The organism is Amycolatopsis nigrescens CSC17Ta-90, from assembly GCF_000384315.1.
GTDB classification, from domain to species: Bacteria; Actinomycetota; Actinomycetes; order Mycobacteriales; family Pseudonocardiaceae; genus Amycolatopsis; species Amycolatopsis nigrescens.
Genome location: NZ_ARVW01000001.1, coordinates 1,849,983 through 1,868,518 on the forward strand (window position 1 = coordinate 1,849,983; position 18,536 = coordinate 1,868,518).

General features: G+C 68.4%; 25 protein-coding genes. 16 read left to right on the plus strand and 9 right to left on the minus strand.

Features of this window, described 5'->3' with window-relative positions; translation table 11 throughout:
• Positions 1-13 precede the first annotated feature (13 nt).
• Complete coding sequence (locus tag AMYNI_RS44055; RefSeq protein ID WP_157357295.1) at positions 14-967, plus strand: alpha/beta hydrolase; 954 nt, start codon at positions 14-16, stop codon at positions 965-967.
• Positions 968-971: 4 nt separating this feature from the next.
• Here the strand turns inward: AMYNI_RS44055 and AMYNI_RS0108490 are convergent, their stop codons facing one another.
• Positions 972-2,084 (minus strand): cytochrome P450, encoded by a 1,113-nt coding sequence (locus AMYNI_RS0108490; protein ID WP_020667575.1) that lies wholly within the window; start codon positions 2,082-2,084, stop codon positions 972-974.
• 100 nt (positions 2,085-2,184) lie between these two features.
• Here AMYNI_RS0108490 and AMYNI_RS0108495 point away from each other — a divergent pair, with 100 nt between their 5' ends.
• The 4 genes from AMYNI_RS0108495 to AMYNI_RS0108510 all read left to right on the plus strand — a co-directional run bounded on the left by AMYNI_RS0108495 (position 2,185) and on the right by AMYNI_RS0108510 (position 4,875).
• Positions 2,185-2,781 carry a TetR/AcrR family transcriptional regulator gene (locus tag AMYNI_RS0108495; RefSeq protein WP_020667576.1) on the plus strand — a complete coding sequence of 199 codons (597 nt, stop codon included), beginning with the start codon at positions 2,185-2,187 and terminating at the stop codon, positions 2,779-2,781.
• Between the two features lie 197 nt (positions 2,782-2,978).
• Complete coding sequence (locus tag AMYNI_RS0108500; protein ID WP_063713758.1) at positions 2,979-3,437, plus strand: hypothetical protein; 459 nt, start codon at positions 2,979-2,981, stop codon at positions 3,435-3,437.
• A 17-nt stretch (positions 3,438-3,454) separates the two neighbouring features.
• Complete coding sequence (locus AMYNI_RS0108505; protein ID WP_020667578.1) at positions 3,455-3,937, plus strand: ricin-type beta-trefoil lectin domain protein; 483 nt, start codon at positions 3,455-3,457, stop codon at positions 3,935-3,937.
• 62 nt (positions 3,938-3,999) lie between these two features.
• Positions 4,000-4,875, plus strand: a complete 876-nt coding sequence (locus AMYNI_RS0108510; RefSeq protein WP_157357296.1) for a hypothetical protein — start codon at positions 4,000-4,002, stop codon at positions 4,873-4,875.
• A gap of 374 nt (positions 4,876-5,249) precedes the next feature.
• Here the strand turns inward: AMYNI_RS0108510 and AMYNI_RS44060 are convergent, their stop codons facing one another.
• From AMYNI_RS44060 to AMYNI_RS47740, 3 genes are all read right to left on the minus strand, one after another.
• Complete coding sequence (locus AMYNI_RS44060; RefSeq protein WP_020667580.1) at positions 5,250-5,768, minus strand: hypothetical protein; 519 nt, start codon at positions 5,766-5,768, stop codon at positions 5,250-5,252.
• A gap of 489 nt (positions 5,769-6,257) precedes the next feature.
• On the minus strand, positions 6,258-6,449 hold the full coding sequence (locus AMYNI_RS48000) for a DUF397 domain-containing protein (RefSeq protein WP_084628328.1): 192 nt from the start codon (positions 6,447-6,449) through the stop codon (positions 6,258-6,260).
• Positions 6,446-7,297: a helix-turn-helix domain-containing protein gene (locus tag AMYNI_RS47740; protein WP_063713759.1), complete on the minus strand. Its 852-nt coding sequence runs from the start codon at positions 7,295-7,297 to the stop codon at positions 6,446-6,448. The genes AMYNI_RS48000 and AMYNI_RS47740 overlap by 4 nt, the downstream gene beginning before the upstream one ends.
• Before the next feature lie 198 nt (positions 7,298-7,495).
• Here AMYNI_RS47740 and AMYNI_RS0108525 point away from each other — a divergent pair, with 198 nt between their 5' ends.
• The 11 genes from AMYNI_RS0108525 to AMYNI_RS44075 all read left to right on the plus strand — a co-directional run bounded on the left by AMYNI_RS0108525 (position 7,496) and on the right by AMYNI_RS44075 (position 12,441).
• Entirely contained in the window at positions 7,496-7,687 is a 192-nt protein-coding gene (locus AMYNI_RS0108525) for a hypothetical protein (protein ID WP_020667582.1), read from the plus strand.
• A gap of 183 nt (positions 7,688-7,870) precedes the next feature.
• Positions 7,871-8,092 (plus strand): hypothetical protein, encoded by a 222-nt coding sequence (locus tag AMYNI_RS0108530; RefSeq protein WP_020667583.1) that lies wholly within the window; start codon positions 7,871-7,873, stop codon positions 8,090-8,092.
• Positions 8,089-8,265 (plus strand): hypothetical protein, encoded by a 177-nt coding sequence (locus tag AMYNI_RS48905; protein ID WP_020667584.1) that lies wholly within the window; start codon positions 8,089-8,091, stop codon positions 8,263-8,265. The genes AMYNI_RS0108530 and AMYNI_RS48905 overlap by 4 nt, the downstream gene beginning before the upstream one ends.
• Positions 8,262-8,543, plus strand: coding sequence for a helix-turn-helix domain-containing protein (locus tag AMYNI_RS0108540; RefSeq protein WP_157357298.1), 282 nt, complete (start codon positions 8,262-8,264; stop codon positions 8,541-8,543). Before AMYNI_RS48905 ends, AMYNI_RS0108540 begins: the two co-directional genes overlap by 4 nt.
• Positions 8,540-8,749, plus strand: coding sequence for a hypothetical protein (locus AMYNI_RS0108545; RefSeq protein ID WP_020667586.1), 210 nt, complete (start codon positions 8,540-8,542; stop codon positions 8,747-8,749). The genes AMYNI_RS0108540 and AMYNI_RS0108545 overlap by 4 nt, the downstream gene beginning before the upstream one ends.
• A complete protein-coding gene (locus AMYNI_RS0108550) occupies positions 8,742-9,020 on the plus strand; it encodes a hypothetical protein (RefSeq protein ID WP_157357299.1) in 279 nt (92 codons plus the stop codon). The genes AMYNI_RS0108545 and AMYNI_RS0108550 overlap by 8 nt, the downstream gene beginning before the upstream one ends.
• 368 nt (positions 9,021-9,388) lie before the next feature.
• Positions 9,389-9,718, plus strand: a complete 330-nt coding sequence (locus AMYNI_RS44070; RefSeq protein WP_169515725.1) for an SAV_915 family protein — start codon at positions 9,389-9,391, stop codon at positions 9,716-9,718.
• Positions 9,715-10,011, plus strand: coding sequence for a hypothetical protein (locus AMYNI_RS48910; RefSeq protein ID WP_157357301.1), 297 nt, complete (start codon positions 9,715-9,717; stop codon positions 10,009-10,011). The genes AMYNI_RS44070 and AMYNI_RS48910 overlap by 4 nt, the downstream gene beginning before the upstream one ends.
• A 14-nt stretch (positions 10,012-10,025) precedes the next feature.
• Positions 10,026-11,243 carry a hypothetical protein gene (locus AMYNI_RS0108565; RefSeq protein WP_020667590.1) on the plus strand — a complete coding sequence of 406 codons (1,218 nt, stop codon included), beginning with the start codon at positions 10,026-10,028 and terminating at the stop codon, positions 11,241-11,243.
• A gap of 230 nt (positions 11,244-11,473) precedes the next feature.
• Positions 11,474-11,890 (plus strand): hypothetical protein, encoded by a 417-nt coding sequence (locus AMYNI_RS48915; RefSeq protein WP_157357302.1) that lies wholly within the window; start codon positions 11,474-11,476, stop codon positions 11,888-11,890.
• 47 nt (positions 11,891-11,937) lie between these two features.
• Positions 11,938-12,441 (plus strand): VOC family protein, encoded by a 504-nt coding sequence (locus AMYNI_RS44075; protein WP_020667591.1) that lies wholly within the window; start codon positions 11,938-11,940, stop codon positions 12,439-12,441.
• Here the strand turns inward: AMYNI_RS44075 and AMYNI_RS0108575 are convergent.
• From AMYNI_RS0108575 to AMYNI_RS0108595, 5 genes are read right to left on the minus strand one after another with little or no spacing between them, the layout of a single operon-like run.
• Positions 12,395-13,324 (minus strand): SDR family oxidoreductase, encoded by a 930-nt coding sequence (locus AMYNI_RS0108575; protein WP_026360198.1) that lies wholly within the window; start codon positions 13,322-13,324, stop codon positions 12,395-12,397. The two genes, AMYNI_RS44075 and AMYNI_RS0108575, sit on opposite strands and share 47 nt — an antisense overlap.
• 42 nt (positions 13,325-13,366) lie before the next feature.
• Positions 13,367-14,140, minus strand: coding sequence for a class I SAM-dependent methyltransferase (locus AMYNI_RS47130; RefSeq protein ID WP_020667593.1), 774 nt, complete (start codon positions 14,138-14,140; stop codon positions 13,367-13,369).
• Positions 14,137-15,855 carry an ABC transporter ATP-binding protein gene (locus AMYNI_RS0108585; protein WP_020667594.1) on the minus strand — a complete coding sequence of 573 codons (1,719 nt, stop codon included), beginning with the start codon at positions 15,853-15,855 and terminating at the stop codon, positions 14,137-14,139. The genes AMYNI_RS47130 and AMYNI_RS0108585 overlap by 4 nt, the downstream gene beginning before the upstream one ends.
• Entirely contained in the window at positions 15,848-17,518 is a 1,671-nt protein-coding gene (locus tag AMYNI_RS44085; protein ID WP_020667595.1) for an ABC transporter ATP-binding protein, read from the minus strand. Before AMYNI_RS44085 ends, AMYNI_RS0108585 begins: the two co-directional genes overlap by 8 nt.
• The gene (locus AMYNI_RS0108595) at positions 17,519-18,484 is read right to left on the minus strand and encodes an ABC transporter substrate-binding protein (RefSeq protein ID WP_020667596.1); all 966 of its coding nucleotides are present in this window, start codon (positions 18,482-18,484) and stop codon (positions 17,519-17,521) included. It abuts the gene before it with no gap.
• Positions 18,485-18,536: the final 52 nt, after the last annotated feature.

The following is an 18,536-nucleotide window of genomic DNA, read 5'->3' on the forward strand; positions in this document are numbered from 1 at the left end:
ACCGTCGGGACACATGAGCCGACGCGCTGTGATCACCACCTGCCTTGCCGTGGCCATCGCCACGACCGTCCCGGCGGCCGCGCAGGCCGACGACCAGTTGCACCGACTGAGCCTGCGCCCCGGGGTGAACCTGCCCTACTACGCGAGCCAGCCGCTGACCGGTTCCGCCGAGCCGACCGGCGCGGTCGTCGTCATCCACGGCACCGGCCGCAACGCGCGGAACTATTTCGACCGCATGTCCGAGGCCGCCGGTGCGTACGGTTCGAAGGCCGAGGTCGTCGCGCCGTGGTTCCAGACCGAAGAGGACGACCCCGCGAACGGCGACGCCTACTGGACGAACGGCGGCGACACCTCGTGGAAGGACGGCGGCGGCGCGGAAAACCCGGACGGGCTCAGCTCCTTCGAGGCACTCGACGTCGTGGTGCGGACGCTCGCGGACAAGGCGAAGTTCCCGAACCTGAAGCGGATCACCATCGCCGGGCACTCCGCCGGCGGCCAGTTCGCGCAGCGCTACGCCGCCGGCGGGAGGGCACCGGCCGAGGTCAAGGGCGTCGAAATCTCCTACGTGACCGCGAACCCGTCGTCCTATCTGTACTTCGACGCCGACCGGCCGGCCGAACACGATTCCTGCCCCGGATTCAACCGTTACAAGTACGGCCTCGAAGATCGCAACGCCTATCTGAGCGCGCTCGACGACGACCAGTTGCGCGGCCAGTACACCACGCGAAATGTCACCTACCTGCTCGGTGAAGACGATGTGCACCAGGATCACGGAATCGACGACAGTTGTGCGGCGAAAGCCCAGGGAGAAAACCGCTTCGAACGCGGGAAAGCCTATTTCTCCACCATCCGCGAAGACTTCCCGTCGGCACCGCACGAACTGAGCACGGTCCCCGGCGTCGGGCACGACTCGGACGCGATGTTCAATTCGGCCCCCGGCAAGGCCGCGGTGTTCCGGGGCTGGTGACCCGTTACCAGGAGACCGGCAGCTCGGCCAGGCCGCCGATGAACTGGTTGCCCGTCATGCGCAGCTGTGCCGGTGGGACCGCGAGGCGCAACGCCGGGAAGCGCGGAATGAGCGCGGCGAAAACCGCCCGCAGCTGCATTCTGGCCAGCGGCGCGCCGAGGCAGTGCCACATCCCGTGCGCGAAAGTGAGGTGCGGGTTGGGTTTCCTGGTGACGTCGAAGCGGCCGGGCGCCGCGAAGACGCGCTCGTCGGAGTTGGCGGTGCCGAGGTCGAGCAGCACCATCTCGCCCGCCAGGACGGTCACTCCAGCGAGTTCGATGTCCTCGCGGGCGTAACGCGGAAACCCGGTCCCGGACGTTTCGGCGGCCCGCAGCATCTCCTCCACCGCGGTACCGGCCAGGTCCGGGTTCCGCAGCACCAGCTCGTGCTGATCGGGGTTGGTCAGCAGCAGCACGACGCCGAGGTCGATCTGCCCCGCGGTGCTCTCGTGCCCGGCAAACAGCAGCATGCCGGCCATCGCGGCGACCTCCTCGTCGGCGAGGCCGTCCGAGCACAGGCCGGAGATCACGTCGTCACCGGGATCCGCGCGCTTGCGGACGACCAGCTCACCCATGTACCCGAACAGCGCGTCCTGTCCGGCCACCGACCGCCGCCGGTCGTCCGCGTCGCCCATTTCGTACACCAGCGCCATGAACCGCTCGCGGTCCGAGTACGGCACGCCCAGCAGTTCGCAAAGCACCTGCAGCGGCAGCGGCAGCGAGAACGCCGCGTGCAGGTCCACCGGCGGCCGCTCGCTCGCGAGCCCGTCCAGCAGCCGCTCCACCTGCGCTTCCACCCTCGGCCGCAGATCCCGCATCCGCTTGGCGGAGAAGTACGGGGTGAGCAGCGTGCGCATCTGGGCGTGCTCTTCCCACTCGGTCTCGTGCTCGTACAGGTCGGTCGCGCCGAGCAGCGGGTGCTCCCCGGCCCGAGGCGCGTTGTCCGGGTCGGGATGGGTCCGGCCGAGCCTGCGGTCGAGCAGCAGCTGCCGCACCTCCGCGTGCCGGGTGACCAGCCAGCCATGGTCCCCGGTCTGGGTGCGCACCCGGACGATCGGCGGTTCATCGGCGACGTGCATGGGGTCCTCCTCGCACTCGGATAAGTATACTTTGAAATATACACACAAGAGTCAACAAGTGTCCGGGGGTCGGCGCGAGGATGGCGGATAGGGTGGACCGATGGCGGTCAGCGGCCACGACACCGGCGCCACGGCACCCGCGAAGCGGTTGCGCCGTGCCGAGCGTCGTGAGCAGATCCTGGCCGCCGCCACCGAAGCCTTCGCCCGCGCCGGGTTCGCTGCCACCGGTCTCGACGACGTGGCGGCCGAGGCCGGAATCACCAGGGTCATCCTCTACCGACACTTCGAATCCAAGAACGAGCTCTACCGCGCGGTGCTCGACCGCGCCAGGGAGCGGTTCGCGGAGGCCATCGGCGACGGCCACCGCTACAGCGAGGCCGGGCTGGCCGGCATGGTCGGCTGGGCCGAGCGGGATCCGGCCGGGTTCCGGCTGCTGTTCCAGCATGCCGCGCGGGAGCCCGAGTTCCGGCACGAGATCGACGATCTCCGCGCGGAGATGGTGGCCGCCGCGTACCGCGACCTGACCCGGGGCAGCGCCCGCGAACCGCTGGCCGTCTGGACCTCGCACCTCGCACCCGCGCTGGCCGTCGAGGCGATCATGGCGTGGCTCGACGCCGGAAAACCCGAGCCCGAGCGGGCCGCGGAACGGATCGGCCGGGCGCTGGAAGGTTTCTTCGGGGCGCTGGAGTCGGACTAGACCCGCGATCCCCGGTGCCCGATCGGTGGCATCCGCTGCCCTTCCGGCCGCCCCTTGTGGCGGGACGCGAACAGATCGACAAGGCCATGATCGCTGTGCGGAGCGATCTTCCTCCGCGGAATTTGAAACCTTCCAAGGAAACACGAATCGCGATATTCGGGGGAAACACAGTGAAAGCAGTCAATACATTGAGGACAATGGCGCGTCGCGTGGTCGGCCTCGTCGCCGCGGCGGTGCTGGCGAGCGCCTTCCTGCTGACGAGCCCGGCCGTCGCCGGGGCGAAGACCACTTTGGCCGCACCGGTACTGACCGGGTACGACATCGGGTCCCTCACCTTGACCGGAAGCGGTTTCCTGCCCAGCCACCGGGTGTGGGTGCGGACCGCGGTGTCGGGTTCGGTACCGACCTGCGGAGGAATCCTGCTCTCCGATCTCCGGCAGAGCCCGGTGCTGTTGCAGACGACGTCGGACGGGGCGGGCAACATCTCCGTGCGGGTGGATCCCAAGGCCACCCTGCCGGCGTTGCTGGTCTGCGACAACCCGATCCAGTACCTCTACGGCGCCTATCCCGGTGAGCGGGTGCATTTCAGCGCCCATGACGAGCGGTACGAGGGCGGCAGGCTGGTCTGGAGCAACACCTTCACGGTGACCGCGTAGACAGGAGGGAAACCATCATGTTCGGTCGGGGAATCGCCGCCGCGGTCGCGGTCATGGCGGCCACGGTGCTGTCCGGTACCGCGCACGCTTCGACACTGGACGGCGCGGACCTGCGCCCCAGGATCAACGAGAACAAGTGCGCGGACATCTATCAGTACAACAACAACAATGGCGCCCCACTGGTCCTGTGGGACTGCACCGGAGCGGACAACCAGCGCTGGGCCGGCGGAGCCACCATCGACGGTGACATCGTGAGCGCCTGGAACGGCAAGTGCGTCACCGCTGTCCCTCGTCCGGGGCAGTCCTTCCGGGACCTGCAGATGTTCGACTGCACGGGTGGCGCCAACCAGCACTGGCTCTACGACAAGAGTCCCTTCGCCGGGGAGGCGCTCTGCCTCAAGTTCGAACCGATGCAGTGCCTGTGGTGGAACACCGCACGCGGTCTCTACGTCGAGGACATCACCATGGGCGACGGGAACCGCAGCTGGTACTTCCACTGATCCGGCGTCCGGAACCTGCCAGGCACGGGACCGCTCCCCGCTCGGGCGGGTAGGACAAGGGCATGCGAAACGACATGCGGCTCGGCGCCGCGGCCCTGGTCCTGTGCGGTCTAGCCGGTTGTGGCGCGCCAGGTGGGCCGGCCGATTCAGCGGCCGGCCCACCCCCGCCCGCACCGAGCACCCCTGCTCCGCCGCCCACCCCGGAGCAGGTGGACTGGCTGAACCAGTTCTGCAAGGCGACCAAGGTGTTCACCACTCCCCCGGAGCAGCCGCCGGACCTGCACGACGAGTTCGTCTCGATGGACCTGTCGTCGTACCTGAGCGCCGTGGACACCGCGCTGGACCAGGTGACGCGGCAGACGCTGACCCCGGAAGCGTTCCCGCGCGGGGTGGAGCTGATCGGCTCCTACTCCACGGCGGCCAAGCCGCTGGGCACCAAGGTCGACGAGTACACGACCCAGTACGACGCCGCCGAAGACACGTTGCGCGGGTACGTCGCCGAGACCGTCTCCGCGTTGAAGGCGCTCAAACCGGCGGGACTCGACCTGCCGGCGCTGATGGCCGCGGACGGCACCGTCGCCGAGGCACACGAAAAAGCCGAGAACTGCCGCCCGGCGGTGGAGCAGGACAAGCCCTCGGCCACCCCGGTCGACCTGCCCGCGGCCAAGGACGGCGAGAACCTGGCCGCCTGCGGGGACGGCAGGTGCGAAGTGCTGGTGACCCCTTCGGCCTCGGTCGCGGCGCCCCGGCGGTACGGGGCCACCCTGATCCGGGTGCGCACCATCGCCGACGGCGTGATGGAGGTCGGCGCGAAGTTCGACGGCGGGTCGATCACGTCGCCGCTGGACACCGGCCGGTCCACGGTGATGAACGGCCTCGAGGTGAAAGCCGTGGCCGTCGGCGACGGAAAGGCAGTGCTGAGCCTTTCCCCCGCGTGACGCACGCACGCCACGCCGCCGGGCCGACCTCGATGTGCCCGGCCAGCCGGTCTTTAGCGTCGCGAACACCGACCGCGTCACGGCGAATGAACTCGACCGTGTCATCGGCCGTAAGCGCCTTGGCGCACACGGAATCGAACATGGTCAAGAGGTCCTGTACACGGAATCGCCAACCCGGAACACCGGCAAGGCGCCATCTGCCATTGCACCTGAGGTGCATACCGGGCGGTGCGCATCGCACCCCCGGGCCGAGTCAAGGATTGCCGCTCTGCGCGAACATCTCGCCACCGGACCCGGTCAGCAGACCGCCGTGCTCACCACCGGAGTTCGACCAGGAACTGGTGGGGCACGCTGGACAAGCGTGCCCACGATGTTCAGCGTGATCCGGGTCGTTCGTCCCGCTCCGGCGGAGTACCCCACCACTCCGGAGAACCCGGCGACGGGTCGACCGATGGGTGCGGGCTCGGCCACGGCACGGACCCGTCCATCGGCTGGCGATGTCGCGGCGCAAACCAGACACGGACCTCGTAGCTGAACAGGTTGATCAGAACCAGCACGCACAACGCGATGTTGACGACGTTGGTGATCACCCCGGACGCGACCGCGATCACCCCGCTGACGACACCGAACAACTCAACGACCGCCACCGGTACGCGCGCCCAGGAAACCCCCTGGGTCAGCAGGATAGCGCCACCGAGCAGCACAATGCCGATCACCACCGACACCCACCCGAGGACGTACAGCTCCGGCGCTTCGCGGTTGTGCTCGGTCTCCTCAGCTGCGAGAGCTAGTATCAGGGCTCCTCCGCCAGCGTTGAATGCCGTCTGGACGTACAGGACGATGATCGCGGTCCAGAGCTGCCGCGGGCGTTTCGCAGGAACGTAGGTAGTCATCTGGGAACGGTAGGGCCAGTCCCATGGGACCCCTCCCATCGTTCCGGCAAGTCGGTTTCCGCATGTCAGCAGCTTGTTCTGAATCTGTGTGGACGACTCTGGCAGGTGGTGGTGTCTCGGAGGCTCAACCGTGCGCTCAAGCGACACCGCGCCGAGACCGCCGCGACTGGCCAGAGCGCGCGGGTCGTGCGTCTCGCGGTGATCCCGGAGCACAGTCCCACCGGCAGGGCGAGCCTTCCGCGGAGCAGCGGATATGGGCGTACTACGTGACCGAGCGGTCGAAGGGGGCCGTACGCCGACCGGCGCGGAGTTGGACCGGGTCGTGGGCACCAATAACTACGGTCGGCGGGTGCTGCGGCGGTGGCAGGAAAGCAGACACCCCGCCGCCAGGGCAGCAACGGTGACCGGCGTGTAGGCGGCTAGCCTCCGACATGACGGAGCCCCCGACGACTACTGGCGGATTCTCGGAGGCATCAGGGGGTCAGGTGTTCAGCGGGCCGCGCGCTCCAGGAACGCACGCCACGCGGCCGGGCCGACTTCGATATGCCCGGCGGGGCGGTCCTTGGTGTCCCTCACCGCGGCTCCGCGAGTATCGATTCGCACCTCGACGCAGTCGTTCGTCGAGCCCGAACTCGCACCGCTGTAGCTGCTCTTACGCCATCCCGCCGTTTCGTGCCTCATAGCTCCCTGACCACTCTGCGGATTAACTCGACCGTGCCCGCCGGCGGAAGCGCCTTGTTCTTGCTCACGCTGGTGAACATGGCCGAGAGGTGTTGTACGTCGCCTTCATTGTCCACCCATGCACCGCCGGCGGGGTACTCCAGGTAGGCCGTAGAGGGGTCGTCTCCGTCGTAGTCGAGGATCGTGCATCCGCCGGACATGCCGCCGTAGGCTCCAGCGCTGAACGGAACGGCCTGGATGGTGACGTTCGCCTTCTTGCCGATCGTGAGCAGGTGTTCGAGCTGTTCCCGCATCACCTCGGCACCGCCGACCAGTTGCCGCAAGGTCGCTTCGGCAAGCACCGCGTGCAGTCGGAAGCTCCCGTCTTCCAGCAACTTCTGTCGCTCAAGTCGAGCGGCAACGAAGGCATCCACGTTCGCTGCCTGATCAAGGCTTTGCTGTGCCGATGCGTGCACTTCGCGGGCGTAGTTCGCAGTCTGAAGTAGGCCGGGAACCACGACGGGTGCGACGATTCGAGCGCGCGAGGCTTCCTGTTCGGCGCGGACCAGCTCACGGAAGGTCTTCGGTGCGCCAGCGGGCAGGCGTACTTGAGGCGTGGCTACTCCGGCCTCCTCCCACAGAGCGACCGCCTTCGTCCGTTCCTCCGCGGTCGCGTCGTACAGGGTGAGCAGGGCGGCGACCGAGGACCACGGCGGGCGGTTGTGGCCGGATTCGTAGCGGCTGACCACCGCGTCCGCTGATAGCCGTAGTTCTTTGGTGGCGTCCCGCAGGATCAGCCCGGCCCGCTCCCTCAGTCCTCGCAGGTACGCGCCGAGGCGCTTCTTTGCACGTGTCGGCGTAGCAGCCATGGCCGGAAGCCTAGCGCGGGCTACCGCGCGGACAACTACCCTCGATCGGAGGATGACTTGGACAATTGTCCTCAGATAGATTGTCCATTGTCGGCGAGGTCGAGCTTCCACGCAGGGAGCCTGACGCGGTCAGGTGTTGTACGTCAGCCCTGTACGGCCTCGCCGGCCCGAAAGCACCTGACACCAAAAGGAGACGACATGTGGCTTCCCGCCATCTGGGCCGCACTGGTCGTCGCGATCTTCGTTTGGCTTCCACTCGCGCATAAGCACATCGACCGGCGGCCCCGCGACCACCTGCGCCAGGTCCGCCGCCGGCTCCGGCAGGCCACGAAAGCCAGATACGCCAGCTCCTACGGCAGACACGCCGCGATAGATCCGCACCACGACTAGACCGCCCGGCAGCCGTGCATGCCCCCGACCCTGCACGGCTGCCGGGTTTCCAGCCCCGGCAGGCGCGTGGCCCGCGGCCACCAGCGCCCGACCCGGGAGCGGCACTCCCGGGCGGTTGAGCCCAGCTCCCCAGGCGGCTCCCGCCGGGAGTGTCGCGCACGAAACATCGGAGGGAAGTCAGACATGAGCGCGTTCGAGTGGTATTCGCGGTGGGAGGTGCCGGCCGTCAGCACTGCTGGGTTGACGGTTCCGTTGCTGGTGGGCGTGGTGCGTACTGGGCCTGATCGCGAGGTCGCAACGCAGTACGGCACAGACGGCCCGCTCGCGCTGCTGCTCGGCGACACCGGCGCGGCCATGGTCCGGGCCGTCCGACTGTCCATCGGCGCCCGAGAGGAACGCCCGTGAGTTTCCACGATCGCGCCTGGTCCGTGAAGTTCCGGCTCCACCACCTCGATGCCATCGTCAGCGACGACGAGAAGCGCGCTCGCCTGATCCGCGACCTCGAAGCGCTGGCCGCCGAACTACGCGGTGACAACCCTCCACAGCCGGGCCTGAGCGAAGGCAGGACGCGCAGATGAGATCCCGCCTTGTCCGGCAGACACCCGGCGACATGCAGCAGGTACAGGTGCTGGGCGTGAAGTTCCGTGCCATCCGGCGAGCCCAGGGACTCACGCTCGCCGAGGCCGCCGCCAGGATCGGCGTGGCAGCGAGCCGTGTCGAGACCTGTGCGCGATGCACGGACTTCAACCTCGCATTGGTCCAGGCCTACGCCGAAGCGCTCGGGTTCTTCGTCCACATCGCACTGATCCCGCGGGACGCCGCAAACCACACCAGCCAGCAGGCGGTGACCCTGTGAGCAATGAGCCAGACCTCTACCGGCCGGTCGTGGGCGGTGTGCGGCACCGGACCGAGGGGCAAGGCCGGCCCGCCGCCGGATCGACCGTCGAGCTGCTGTGCGGCGCGCGGTACCAGGTCAGCTCCCGCACCTACACCACCCACGTCTACCACGACTGCCCTGCCTGCGACGAAATCAACCAGGAACGTGGTGATCAGCGTGCCTGACACCCCCGCCGACCGGGACAGGAAAGCCCGCCACTACGCCCAGCGCGCCGCGGAAGCGCCGACGATCAACGAGCGCGCCAACGCACGCCGCTGGCTCCGCCGCAACGGTTACCCCCACCTCGTACCCGACGTACCGCCCCTCACCCCCGCAGGCAGGAAGTCCAAGAAGACAACCGCCGAGCCAGCGGCCCCACCGCTACCGCCGGTGCGGATCTGCCGCGTGCACGACCACCTCGACCGCCGCTGCGCCTGCTACACCAGCACCGACTGACCACCAGCCGGGCACCGTCGATGCTCCGAACGGGTGGTTACCACCCACACCGTCGACGAGACCACCACTCGGCCAGCAATCACGATTATTCCAATTGAGCTGGGTTCAGCCACGCCACTTAGCAATATGAGCAGGTCTTGAGGGCAACTCGTCGAGCTGCATTACCTGGCTGTCGACGATTAGCTCAGGACCATGTGTCAGAAACCTAGCCCTGACCAGCAGGTTTCGATTGCAAATAGCCCCGCAAGTTGCTCGCCTGTTCTCCACGTGCTCGCTACGGTCGGCGTTCGGGTGGGACGATTCGAGTAATCGCGGCGGGGGATGTAATGGGCCGGAACAGGCCGTCCGAGTTCGAGGGCGATCGTGTGGTGTCAGTCGCTCCTGCAGTGCTCGGCTCGGAGATGATCGAGGACGACGACACCCCCGACGAGCTGTTCACCCCCACCGCCCGCGCCGTCACCGAAGACGACATGACACTGGTGCTGCGCGAACTGGAAGACGGCGGGCGCGCGATGCTGGTCTATTCGTCGCTGGACCTGCTCGCCGCCGGATGTGGTGAACAGCAACCGTGGATGGGCTTCCGCGCCCACGCGCTGCACGACCTTCAGCACGCCGCCGGCGCGTCGGTGGTGCTGTGGGATCCGCTGGTGGATCCGGTGGTACGTCAGTATGGGGAGTACGACGAGGAGGGGCGATGAACCAAGCAGGGGGATATCATGCCGACCCGGGCACGCTGAGCAGCGTCGCGGGAATGCTTCGAAGCGCCAGCAGTGATCTCGATGGCTCGGCCGGACCGCCACCGGCCCCGGCGCTCGGAGTCGCGACCGCAGCGGTGGCGGACTTCCTGGCGCGGCTCACCGAGCAAACGGCAACGGCCGCTCAGGGGATGGCAGCCGCCGCCGGCGCGGTGACCGACAGCCAGAACCAGTACGAGGCAGCCGAGCACTGGAACGCCGATAACCTGCCCAAGCCGGGCCCGAAACCGAGCTGACCCAGGAGAACGACATGCCGTTGAACACCTGGGTGGCCGGCGACCCGGCCAGCGCCAGAGCCACCAGCGCCTGGATGCGCAGCATGGCCGAGAACATCCGAGCCGCGGGCGCCGGCGCGAACAACGCCGGTGCCACGAGCATGGAGGGCTGGTCCGGCCAATCCGCCGAGGCCTTCCGCCAGATCATGAGTCAGAGCGGCAAGGGCATGGACGACCTCGGGTTCGTCGGCTACAGCAGCGGCGCGGACGCACTCGACGCCCACGCCGCCGACCTCGAAACCGTGAAAGCACGAATGCAGCAAGCCCGCGATGTGGCCGCTCAAGGCGGGCTCACCCTGACCGAAAAGGAAATCCTGGAACCGGGACCACCTCCCCCGGACCCTCCCCCTGTCTCCGGCAATGGCCCGGAGACCCCAGCCCAGGCCGGCGCCCGCGCGCAGATGGTGGCCGCCAAGGAGGCCTACGCGCGCCAGGTGAAAGCCTGGACCGAAGCCACCCTCACCGTCTCCGGATCCCGCGACATCGAAAACAACTCCATCGATGTCCTGCTCAGCTACCTGACCAACGTCGGCGAGAAATGGCACATCAACGCCGCCGACTTCGGCACCGGCCTCGCCGCCGCCACCCTCGCCCAGAAGGTCAAATTCACCAGCAACGCCCAGTACTTCAAGAACATCGCAGCAGAATCATTCAAGATAGCCGACGACGTGGGCATGACCGCCGCCCAACGCGCACACATGATCATCCAAGGCACCAAAGCCAACGCGAAATCATTGAGCAATCTCGCCAAGGGCGAAGCAGCCATTGCCGGAAAATTTCTTGAGCGAATGCCACCTTGGGTGAAGACCATCGTACTGGGCGAGCTGGATAAGATCGCAAAGACACCCGGACTAAATAAGATACCAGGCTTAGAAAGGGCCATGCCCGCACTAAAAAAGATTCCTATCGCCGGAACCGCTCTCACAGGCGGAAGTGTACTTATCGATATTAGCCAGAAAAAGGATCCGACCACGAGTGTGGTGTCCAATTTAGGAGGGCTCGGAGCCGGGGTCCTCGTGGGCGCCGCCGTCGGCGGGCCAGTTGGCGCAGCCGCTGGTTTCCTCGTGTCCACCGGTACGGGCTGGGCGATCGAAACGTTCATGAGCGAAGAAAGCCAACGTGTTCTGGATCAGATTAACAAACCGGAAGTACAAGACAACCTCCCATGGCACCTGCGCAACCCTTTACGATAAAGAATGAGAAGCGTGTGAGCCCGACCGACTTGCCCCCAAAGCCCGACCGCAACACTGGTGATCCCAGGCCCCCGCGTGCTCCAGTCGAGTCCAGCGAAGGGCGTTCACATAAGAGCGCATGGGACGCGCGACGAGTTCCACCATCGCCAGAAGGTGAGGGGCCGGTCCTGGAGTGGTACGCAGAGCCGCATAAGCACCAGATCTACGGCGCTTTGCTAGGCGGTGGACTCATGGCGGGGTTCTATTCCCTCGCGAGCTGGTCACTGAACTGGACCAGTAAGTGGTACATGTGGGCTTTTCTCGTCGCAATAGCTGGCTTTGGCTATCTCGCCGTCAAGTCTCACCGTGTTTCCGCTGGCGCCGACTGGTTTCGCGACCAGGACCAGTTTGTCAAGACATACGAGCTGACATGGGTGGAAGTATCAGGTTACGCTGGGGGATGGAACCTTGGCTTGCGGGACACCCAGGACAACAAAATTGATACTACACTTTCACGAGTTCAGACAAATAACGAGCTGTGGGATTTGGTCTACAACGGGATTCGGCATTCGGTTGCGAACGGCGCTCAGACAACACCTGATGCCGTGAAACGGCTGAAGCTGTGGGACGTGGTCCGGCTGCGTGACGAGCGGGCCGCTGATCAGTAGTACGGGGGGTTGTTCGTGCGGAGACCGCCGGGTGGTTGTATCGGTCCATGCCCGTCACAGTCGGAATCAACCACGTCACCACGATCACCGCGGACCTCGACCGGATGGTGCGGTTCTATTCGGAGATGTTCGATGCCGAGAAGGTGTTCGAGGGGCCGGCGGTCGACGGTTACCCGCGGATGGCCATCGTCGAGCTCGGTGCCACCCGCTACCTGAAGGTCGTCGAAGACCGGACTAAGCGAACCGAGGCCGTCCCGGAGCCGGATTCCGGTGCGGTGACCGAGCGTTTCGGGCTGGCCGTGGACTCCCTTTCGACACTGCGGGACCTCCGCGAACACATGGTGGGCGCGGGCGCGGCGGTCGGTGAGATCGAGCGGCTGCCCACGCAGTGGGTGCTGGCGTGCACCGATCCGGACGGCACGCCGCTGCAGGTCTCCGCGCACGCGCGGCCGGTGGCCCGGCCGCCTGAGCGCGCCGGAATCAGTGCCGGAATCAGTGCCGGAATCAGTGCTGGGCCCAGCTGTCCGGCCGGGTGCCGTCGATATCGGTGAACCCGTACGCGGCGGCCAGTTCCGCCGAGGTCACCGACCGCTGGTTCCAGCGTCCCCGCTCCCCGTCCGCGGCGAGGGCCGCGATCCCGCGCCCGACGTAACGGGGTGACTCCGAGGCGGCGAAACCCGCTGGCGCTGGGGGAAAGCCTTCGACCGAGCCGTCCAGCGCGGCGCGCCAGTTCACCTCGGTCACCCCGAAGTTGTCCAGCATCAGCTCCGAACGCAGCCAGCCCGGCGTCACCGCGACCGCCGTCGCGCCATGCGGTTCGAGTTCGTGGCCCATCGAGAAGCCCAGCCGGTTCACCGCCACCTTCGCCAGGTCGTAGTACACCGAGATCCGGTACTGGTCCGCGTTGAACGCGGCCGTCCCGTCGGTGACCTCGATCAGCAGCCCGCCATGGCGGTCCACCAGCAGCGGCAGCACGTGGTGCGCGGTGATCAGGTGGGTGTCGATCGCCAGCCGGAGGATGCGCAGCCCGGTGTCCAGATCATGCCGCCACACCGGCGTGTTCCACGTGGCCGGCGGGCCCTTCAGTACCTCGGCTCCCCAGATGTCGTTCACCAGCACGTCGACGTGACCGTAGTCGGTGCGAAGCCGTTCTGCCAGCGACCGCACCTGTGCCGGGTCGAGGTGGTCGACTTGGATCGGAACCCCGAGGCCGCCGAGTTCGGTCACCAGCGCGGCGGTGCCTTCGATGGTCTCCCCGCGCTGATAATCGGATCGGATCGCGGGGTCACCGGAGCTGCTGCTGCGCCCGGTGCACACCACCGTCGCGCCGGCTTCGCCCAGCGCGGCCGCGATGCCACGGCCGGCACCGCGGGTGGCACCGGCCACCACCGCCACCCGGCCGCGGAGAGCTTCAGGATCCGGCGACCACGTCATCCGGGCAGCCTTTCAGGCCGGATCACCCCGCGCAAACGTCCATCACTCCGCCGGGATCGGTTTCCTTGCGGCGACGAGCAGCCGGGGGGTGGTCGCCAGTACCGGCCTGGTCTCGCGGGCCTCGGCGATCAGCACCGCGGCGGCGGTCGTGCCCAGCTCGTCCGCGAGTTCGCGCCGGTGCGCCAGGATGCCGCGGTACACCGCGAGCTGGCGGTGCAGCCAGTCCGGGGTCTCTTCGCGCACCAGCACCTCCAGTCCGGCATCGGCGAGCAACCGCCGGTGGTCGAGATAGCCGGGTTCCCAAGTGGTGAACACGAACCTGGCCCCCGGTTTGAGCACCCTGGCGACCTCGGTCAGCGCGGCCGGCTTGTCCCACACCATCCACAACGCGTCCACGCTCAGCACCCCGTCGCAGGACGCGGTCTCCAGTCCGGTGTGCTCGAAGCTGCCCACCTCGAACCTGGCGTCCGCGAGTCCCAGCTCGGCCGCCCGGCCGGCGGCCTCCGTCACGGCCGCGGCCACCACGTCCACCCCGGCCAGTGCGGCGCCCAATGCCCTGGCGACCCAGATCCCGGGCCCGCCGCGCCCGCAGCCGACGTCGGCGAGACGCTGCCCCGGCTCCGTATCGACGAGTTCGGTGAGCCGGCGCAGGTCGGTCATGGTGACGAAACCGAACGGATCGATCTCCTCGGGATAGTCGGCGCCATAAGCGTTCCGGTAGATCTCGCGCAGCGTGGCGCTGTCCCGCTGGCGCCGCAGCACCTCGGCGTAGCGGTCCTCCTCCTGGCTGAACTCCCCGGTACTGGCACTGGTCATGAGTCCGCTCCCTGCTGGTCTAGCCGTCCCTCGCGAAGCCTGGTGGTGTGCCGGAGCCGTTCGATGGTGGCGGGTCGGTGCGCGATGACGATCAGCGTGCGATCCCCCCGCAGCCGGTCGATCGCGGTTTCGATCCGCAGCGCGGTGGCCGGGTCCACGTCCGCGGTCGCCTCGTCCAGCACCAGCACCGCCGGATCGACCAGCGCCGCCCGGAGCAGGCCGACCAGTTGCCGCTCGCCCGCGGAGAGGTGCTCGCCGCGGGGGCCGGTGTCGCTGTCCAGCCCGTCGTCGAGACCGGCGACCCAGTCCGCCAGCCCGAGTTCGCCGACCGCGCGTTCCAGCTCCGCGCGTCCCGGCTCCCCCGGTACCAGCGCGAGGTTCTCCGCGAGCGTGCCGGTGATCAGGTGCACCTGCTGCGGGATCAGCACGATCCGGCGACGAAGCTCCGCGGGCGGGATCTCGCGGATGTCCGTGCCGGCGTACCGCACCCGGCCCTGATCCGGCTGGTACAGCCCGGAAAGCAGCTTCGACAGGGTGGTCTTCCCGGAGCCGGTCGGCCCGGCCAGCGCCGCGCGATCCCCGGCGGGGAAGGAAACATTCAGCCCGTGCAGTACTTCGACACCGTCCACATAGGAAAAGTGCAGGTCCTCCGCGGTCAGCTCGCCGCGTTCCGGGGTCGCCGGCGCGGTGGTTTCCTTGCCGGCCTCGGCGTCCGAGGTCGCGTTCAGCAGGTCGAGCAGCCTCGCGAACGCCGTCCGCGAGGTCTGCATCTGGGTGATCAACTGGGTGAGCTGGGTGACCGAGCTGAACAGCTGGCGCATCGCGAGCACGAACACCACCACGGTGCCGACGCTGATCACGCCGCTGAGCGCCAGCCAACCGGCCACCAGCAGGATCACCGCATCCGCGACGCCCTGCACGATGGTGACCGCGCTGCTGCGGAAGGCGACCAGCTGGGCGCCCCGCGCGGCGTCGTAGAGCTTGCCGTGGTCGGCTTCGATCCGCTCGCGCAGCACGCCGTCCGCGCCGGTGGTCTGGATCAGCTCCCGCGCCTCGGCCCCCTCCCGGTAGGTCGCGGCCACCTCGGCCTGCCGGGCCGCCTGCGCGGCGAAGGCCGGTGCCGCGGCACGTTTGAACGAGCGCAGCAGCCACACCGTCGCGGGCAGGAACACCACGGCCAGCAGCAGGGTCAGCGGCACCGAGTAGAACAGCAGGATCGACGTGGCGAAGAGCAGATAGCCCACCACGGCGAGCAGGTCGGGCAGGTCGGAGCGGACGAAACCGGCCAGGTCCGCGATCTCGCTGGTGGACCGGCGCAGCAGGTCGCCGGAGCGGTGCTTCTCGATGAACCGCAGCGAGGTGCCGGCCAGCCGTTCGGTCACCAGGTCCCGAAGCCGCCGCACCACCTTTTCCCCGGCGCGGACCAGCAGCACCTCGGAGTTGCGCAGCAGCAGCATCCTGGTCACCGCGAGCACCAGCACGGCACCGGCGGCCACCAACGTGCCGGTGCGGTCGCCGGCCAGCAGCCGGTCGGTGGCCAGCCCGATCGCGGGCGGGATCAGCGCCAGCGACAGCGTGGAGAGCAGGGTGACCAGCACCGCCAGCGCGATCAGCCACCGGTGCGGGCGCAGGTACGGCCAGGCCCGCCGGCGCAGGGCGCGCTGGGACGGCTCGTCGGACAGGGTCGCGACCGGTTCAGCCTGTGGTTCAGCCATCGCCGGCCACCGCCCGCCCGCTCTCGACCAGTGCCCGTGGCCCCTGGAGGGTCAGCGTGCGGTCCGCTTCCCGCAGCACCGCCTCCCGGTGCGTCACGAAGACCACGGCCAACTCCCGCCCGGCCCAGGAACGCAGGCCGGTCAACATCTCCCGCTCGGTGTCGGTGTCCACGGCCGAGGTCACGTCGTCGAGCACCAGCACGTCGCCCCCGGCGAGCAGTCCCCTGGCCAGCGCGACCCGTTGCAGCTGCCCGCCGGAGAGGGTGGCCCCGCGCTCGCCGACCGCGGTCCGGTAGCCGTCCGCCAGCGCCTCGATCTCGTCGTGCACGGCAGCCACCCGGCAGGCCGCGCGCAGCCGGCCCGGGTCGACGGCCGGGTGCCCGAGCGTCAGGTTCTCCGCGATGGTGCCGGAAAGCATGGTCGGACGCTGCGGCACGAAGACGATCCGGCGGCGGACTTCGGCCAGCGCGGCCGTTCTCAGGTCCACCCCGCCGAACCGGATGTCGCCGCGCGCCGGGTCTTCGAGCCGGCAGAGGAACCGCGCCAGGCTCGACTTCCCGGACCCCATCGGCCCGGTGATCGCGACGAACTCGCCGGGCTCGATCGTGAGGTCCACCTCGCCGGTCCGCACCGGCACCGAGCGCACCTCCAGCACCGCCCGCCGCGGCAGCGCGACCGGCCCAGTGGGCTCAGCGGGATCGGTCACCGTGGGCTCGGTCCGCAGCACTTCGGTGATCCGGCCGGCCGCGGTGACCGCCTGGATGAGCTGGTTGATCCGGGTGGTGAGCATGGTGACCCAGCCCGACAGCATGGTCATCCAGCTGGTGAAGGCGACCAGGCCGCCGATGGTGAGCTGCCCGGCCAGCACCGCCGAACCGCCGACGGCGAGACCGACCGCCACCCCGGCCGCCGGGATGAACGGCGACTGCGAAGTCCAGTTGGCCGCCACCCTGGCCACGGTGAAGGTGTGCCCGGTGACGGCTTCGCTGCGGCGGTGGTGCCGTTCGAGCAGCACCCGCTCGGCGCCGAGGCCGCGCATCGCGGTACTGCCGGAGAGCAGGTCCTCCACCGCGTCCGCGCGCTGCCCGTGCGCGGTGGACAGCGCGCCGTTGACCCGGCCGAACCACTTGGGGTAGAGCACGCTGGCCAGCACGATCAGCGGCACCACGGCCAATCCGACCGCGGCGAGCAGCGGGTCCAGCAGCGCGATCGCCACGATGATCGCGGCGAACCCGCACAGCCCGGACACCAGCGAAGCGACCCCGGCGAGCCAGTTGCGCACCACGTCCACGTCGCGGGTACCGCGGGTGGCCAGGTCGCCGTGCCCGAACCGGCCGGCGGCCGCCCTGTCCAGGGTGAGCAGATGCGCCAGCAGCCTGCCGCGCAGCCGGTTGGCCACCGAGGTGGAGTAGGACACCGCCGACCACAGCATGCCCATCAGCCCGAGCACGGACACCAGGGTCACCGTCACGATGACCACCGCCCAGACGACCAGCGCGCCCCGGTCACCCGCGACCACTCCGGCGTCCAGGCCGCGCTTGACGAACTCGGGCAGCGCGATGGAGCAGGCCTGGAACACCACCCCGGCCAGCACGGACCACAGCACCGACGGCCAGTGCGCCCGCAGGCTCCAGGCGAGCAGCGCGAGATCGGGGCGTTTCACTTACAGCCCCTCGAGAACGGCTTCCACGTCACCGAGCGCGTCGATGCCGAGCCGGTAGGAGGCCACGCTGTAGTTCGGCATCGGCAGCACCTTGCCGGCCTTGACCGCGGGCAGGTCGCGGAAGGTGGACTGGTTCAGCACGTCCTGCACCGGCTGGCGCGGCTGGCCGGCGTAGGTCACCGGGTAGAGGATCACGTCGCAGTCGGCGAGCACGTTGAGCTGCTCGTAGGAGTACTGCTGGCCGTTCTTGGTCTGCCCGGCCGCGGCCTGGCCGAACTGGACGCCGGCGTCGGCGAGCACCCCGCCGAACGCGGAGCCGGCGAAGTTCAGCGTCCAGGTCCCGGTGTTGTTGCCCTGGGACACGTACGCCCATTTCGTCCGGCCGAGCTTTTCGGCGTGCTTCTGCTTGATCCCGGCGGCCTTGCCGTTGTACTCGTCGCGCAGCCGGTTCCCTTCGGCTTCCTTGCCGACGATCGGGGCGAGCCGGTCCGCACCCTCCTTCCAGAACTTGGCCTGGCTGTCGGAGAGCAGCACGACGGTGGAGGTGACCACCTTGAGCTGGTCGTAGACCGGCTGCATCCTGGCCAGTCCGGACACATAACCCATGGACACCACCAGATCTGGCGCCAGCGTCGCGATCTGCTGCACGTTCGGCTGGCCGTTCGGGCCGATTTTGGTCACCTGCAACAGGTTCCGGTACATCGGCGGCACCAGTTCCTCGGTGTACTCGCAGACCCCGACCGGGGTGATGCCCAGGTCCTGCAGGATGAACGCGGGATAGAAGTCCGCGGAGACCACCCGCTGGGGGTTCAGCGGCACCTCGACCTCGCCGAGGTCGGTGGCCACCTTTTTGGTCTGCGCCCCGGACTCCTGCTGGCCACCGGTGTTGGTGCCGCAGGCGGTCAGTCCCAGCGCCAGCGCCCCGGCCAGCAGCGAACGTCGACTCAGGTCGTGCTTCAAGGCCACGGTTACTCCTGCTCCGGCCCTGCCGGGCCCTGCGAACGGACGGATGAACGAA

Bases quoted from the DNA above. Each gene is read 5' to 3' on its own strand.
- AMYNI_RS47740 (WP_063713759.1), bottom strand. From the start codon at position 7,297: ATGGCTGCTACGCCGACACGTGCAAAGAAGCGCCTCGGCGCGTACCTG.
- AMYNI_RS0108505 (WP_020667578.1), top strand. From the start codon at position 3,455: ATGTTCGGTCGGGGAATCGCCGCCGCGGTCGCGGTCATGGCGGCCACG.
- AMYNI_RS44075 (WP_020667591.1), top strand. From the start codon at position 11,938: ATGCCCGTCACAGTCGGAATCAACCACGTCACCACGATCACCGCGGAC.
- AMYNI_RS0108530 (WP_020667583.1), top strand. From the start codon at position 7,871: ATGAGCGCGTTCGAGTGGTATTCGCGGTGGGAGGTGCCGGCCGTCAGC.
- AMYNI_RS0108585 (WP_020667594.1), bottom strand. From the start codon at position 15,855: ATGGCTGAACCACAGGCTGAACCGGTCGCGACCCTGTCCGACGAGCCG.
- AMYNI_RS47130 (WP_020667593.1), bottom strand. From the start codon at position 14,140: ATGACCAGTGCCAGTACCGGGGAGTTCAGCCAGGAGGAGGACCGCTAC.
- AMYNI_RS0108575 (WP_026360198.1), bottom strand. From the start codon at position 13,324: ATGACGTGGTCGCCGGATCCTGAAGCTCTCCGCGGCCGGGTGGCGGTG.
- AMYNI_RS0108500 (WP_063713758.1), top strand. From the start codon at position 2,979: ATGGCGCGTCGCGTGGTCGGCCTCGTCGCCGCGGCGGTGCTGGCGAGC.
- AMYNI_RS0108510 (WP_157357296.1), top strand. From the start codon at position 4,000: ATGCGAAACGACATGCGGCTCGGCGCCGCGGCCCTGGTCCTGTGCGGT.
- AMYNI_RS0108565 (WP_020667590.1), top strand. From the start codon at position 10,026: ATGCCGTTGAACACCTGGGTGGCCGGCGACCCGGCCAGCGCCAGAGCC.
- AMYNI_RS48915 (WP_157357302.1), top strand. From the start codon at position 11,474: ATGGCGGGGTTCTATTCCCTCGCGAGCTGGTCACTGAACTGGACCAGT.
- AMYNI_RS44060 (WP_020667580.1), bottom strand. From the start codon at position 5,768: ATGACTACCTACGTTCCTGCGAAACGCCCGCGGCAGCTCTGGACCGCG.
- AMYNI_RS0108495 (WP_020667576.1), top strand. From the start codon at position 2,185: ATGGCGGTCAGCGGCCACGACACCGGCGCCACGGCACCCGCGAAGCGG.
- AMYNI_RS0108525 (WP_020667582.1), top strand. From the start codon at position 7,496: ATGTGGCTTCCCGCCATCTGGGCCGCACTGGTCGTCGCGATCTTCGTT.
- AMYNI_RS48000 (WP_084628328.1), bottom strand. From the start codon at position 6,449: ATGAGGCACGAAACGGCGGGATGGCGTAAGAGCAGCTACAGCGGTGCG.
- AMYNI_RS0108540 (WP_157357298.1), top strand. From the start codon at position 8,262: ATGAGATCCCGCCTTGTCCGGCAGACACCCGGCGACATGCAGCAGGTA.
- AMYNI_RS48910 (WP_157357301.1), top strand. From the start codon at position 9,715: ATGAACCAAGCAGGGGGATATCATGCCGACCCGGGCACGCTGAGCAGC.
- AMYNI_RS44055 (WP_157357295.1), top strand. From the start codon at position 14: ATGAGCCGACGCGCTGTGATCACCACCTGCCTTGCCGTGGCCATCGCC.
- AMYNI_RS0108490 (WP_020667575.1), bottom strand. From the start codon at position 2,084: ATGCACGTCGCCGATGAACCGCCGATCGTCCGGGTGCGCACCCAGACC.